The organism is Variovorax sp. Soil_C_33 (assembly GCF_057656935.1).
Genome location: NZ_JBDGJK010000016.1, coordinates 1 through 2,877, shown reverse-complemented (window position 1 = coordinate 2,877; position 2,877 = coordinate 1). Strand labels below are relative to the sequence as shown.

Annotated in this window: 4 protein-coding genes; 3 read left to right on the top strand and 1 reads right to left on the bottom strand. The window is 65.9% G+C overall.

Translation table 11 applies throughout. The annotated features are described in order from the left end of the window. On the bottom strand, window positions 1-379 hold a 379-nt coding region (locus tag AC3A6B_RS22280; RefSeq protein ID WP_487838830.1), incomplete at its 3' end, for a hypothetical protein. Between the two features lie 788 nt (window positions 380-1,167). Between AC3A6B_RS22280 and AC3A6B_RS22275 the strand changes: the two genes are divergently transcribed. The 3 genes from AC3A6B_RS22275 to AC3A6B_RS22265 all read left to right on the top strand — a co-directional run bounded on the left by AC3A6B_RS22275 (window position 1,168) and on the right by AC3A6B_RS22265 (window position 2,677). Beyond that, window positions 1,168-1,773 carry a hypothetical protein gene (locus AC3A6B_RS22275; protein WP_487838829.1) on the top strand — a complete coding sequence of 202 codons (606 nt, stop codon included), beginning with the start codon at window positions 1,168-1,170 and terminating at the stop codon, window positions 1,771-1,773. A 27-nt stretch (window positions 1,774-1,800) separates the two neighbouring features. Beyond that, a complete protein-coding gene (locus AC3A6B_RS22270) occupies window positions 1,801-1,998 on the top strand; it encodes a hypothetical protein (protein WP_487838828.1) in 198 nt (65 codons plus the stop codon). Window positions 1,999-2,473: 475 nt separating this feature from the next. After that, the gene (locus tag AC3A6B_RS22265; protein ID WP_487838827.1) at window positions 2,474-2,677 is read left to right on the top strand and encodes a hypothetical protein; all 204 of its coding nucleotides are present in this window, start codon (window positions 2,474-2,476) and stop codon (window positions 2,675-2,677) included. Window positions 2,678-2,877: the final 200 nt, after the last annotated feature.

The following is a 2,877-nucleotide window of genomic DNA, read 5'->3' as shown; positions in this document are numbered from 1 at the left end:
CGGGGACCACCGCCACCACCGCCGGGACCACCGCCACCACCGCCGGGACCACCGCCACCACCGCCGCCGGGACCACCGCCACCGCCACCGGGACCACCGCCACCGCCACCGGGACCGCCGCCACCTGCACCGCCACCACCTGCACCGCCGCCGCCTGCGCCGCCGCCTGCGCCGCCGCCACCTGCACCGCCACCACCTGCACCGCCGCCACCTGCACCGCCGCCGCCTGCGCCGCCACCGCCTGCACCGCCGCCGCCTGCGCCGCCACCGCCTGCACCGCCACCGCCTGCACCAGCACCAGCACCTGCACCAGCACCAGCACCAGCACCAGCACCAGCACCTGCACCAGCACCAGCACCAGCACCTCCGCCGCCGGCACCACTACCACCCGGGTCTGCGCTGGCTATTCCAACGGACCCGCCACCGCCCGAACCTTTGGAGATCACAGCTGAGTTGGCCGCGCCGGAAAAACCGGTCACCCCCGGAGCTGACCCTGAGCCCCCGACCAGCGGCGATCGCACCAGCTGACCTGCGTTCCTGGTGTTGAAGCAAGGCGCCTCCCCGAAGGGGTTGTACCGGTCGCATGCAGCCGAGCTTCTTGGCGCCGCAGGAGGAGCTGCGGCTTGGAGCCGTGTATCCGGAGGCGCCACTGGCCGCCCGTCGCCGACGCTGGGACGCGATTCAGCAGCAGGCGGCCTCACCAGCACCACGGCAGGTGCCGGTGCCGAAGTGGCTGGTGCGGCAGACTTGGCTTCGGAAGCGTCCGTCCTGGCAGTTCTGGGCTCTGGGGGTTGTTGCACTCTCGGCACCGGCACCGGCGCCGGTGTCGGTGCGACACGCGCCGATCTAGGCGAAATGCGGACCGTCATCACGGTGGTTGGAGCCTGCTGCGGAGCGAGGTCGTCTTGGACGACCGACTCAGTCGGTGCATCCTGGGCCGGCACGCTTGATGGCGTGTGCGGCGATTCGGGCTGCTTTGCGCCTTCCGTGGCCGGCGCGGCCGATTGAGTGACCACCACTGCCTGGTCCGCGGGCGCCTCCGGCGGCGCAGCAGTGGCCATCGTCTGATCCACAGAGGCCGCGGGCGGCTGGGGAATAGTTTTCACCGCGTGGTTCACAGAGCCGGCGGAAGGCGGCGGAGAAGCTGCCGTCGACGGACCCACCGGCATGACGGGCGATTGCGACGAAGGCGTTTCCGTTCGTTCCATCGGCAGGTCAGCCGACTGCAGCAGGGACGAGATCGCGCTCGAAAGCGTCGGGCTGTTCATCGCAGAGCGGCCCAGGTACCAGAAGACGAAGGTTCCATGCAGCAGCGCCAGGACGATCAACAGCCAGACGATGGAGACATCGACGCCGTGCGGCACGGGGATAAAGCCGATGCGTCTGCGCGGCGGCTGGGTTTTCTGCCCAAGAACAGCAGCGTTCAAAGGCAACAGGGAGCGCGGCGCCGTGTGCATCCAGCGCGGCTCGCCGACCGTAGTGTCGAAGGTCGTCGTGCCCGAGCGGATGCCCGAAAACTTGCCTGCACAGCCGCAGCAGTACCTGGCGCGGTCCCTGTTGGGCGTATGGCACGACTCGCAAAATTTCGTCATACCGGCGTTCCCCTGGACAGGACAGCAGGGTTACGGAATAGGAATGAACTTGGTGATGATCACGAGCGAATTGATCACGACCCAAAACGCCACGAAGTCCATGGCCCATGCCTGCTTCGAGAGGCCGCGCAGTGGCTTGGGCGGCGGTACTTGCTCGCTCGAATTCCTGCGGGCCGCATAGAACGCAGGCAGCTTGTGAGAGCAACATTTGCAGAAGCGCGCGGAGCCTGTGTTGATGGTGCTGCAGGCCTCGCAGATTTCCGCCGAGGTGCCTGCTTGCAATCTTGCGAGATCGATGAGGTTGCCGAAGGCAATGTTCGAAGAGGGCTCCTTGGTCTCGGCAACAAATACGGCAGCGGCTGTCATTGATGCGCTCCTGGAAGAAGGAGAGTTGCAGGACCGGTGAGCGCGTGCGCTTCGCGCAAGCGTTGCGCTTTGGCTTGAGCGAGGCTTCGCCCCAATCGGTGTTCTGCGACGGCGAGCCTTGCGAACATCAGCAGGTCGGTGTCGTCGGGGCCGGCGCCCGAACCTTCGATCTGCTTTCGGAATGCTCGAACGATGCGGCTCTGCACTGCCTTGCGGACCCGCGCTGCGGCAGCTCTTGCCTTGCGGGCACTCCTCTCGCAAGGTTCGATGGACCTTCGTGCGGGCGCGCTACGGTGCCGCAGCGCAGCGAGACGTCGCCTCTTTCTCGCCAGAGGACCCTTGCGTGTGACAGACTTTGACATTTCGCTCTCCTCGACGGCGCCGCGGATGTGAAGGCTTCACATTTGTACTACTCTTGTCTTATAGTTGCGAGGACTTTTGTAAGACTTCGGCTGATGTCTCTGTCCAGTTGGTAACTGGGCGTTAACGCCCTCTCATCCCGTCCAAGGATCCACGTGTCGCACCAAACCTTGCGCGTGCTGTTCGAGATCAGGCTGCGCTGGACTGACAAGGTGCGGCAGCAAGCTTCCACCCGAGTGGACGGCAGCTTGTGGGTTCCAGACACGCCCCGCGCCAGGGAGAAGCTCAGTCAGCAGGCAGCGTTGGGAAACAGACTTTATGGCCCCGAAACTCACTGGATCGAAAGACGCCAGGCGTGATGACGCCCGGCGTCGATTGATCTACGGCAGATGACGCAGACGACAGAAGGCCAACTCTCCTGGGTCCTCTCGGCTTGCGCACGCGTCATGCGCCCGTTGGTCAGGCTCGCGCTGGCCTTCGGCGTCAAGCACGGCCATCTGGAGGAACTGCTGCGCGACGTGCTGGTCGACGAAGCGCGCAGCGCCTGGCTCAAGGCCAA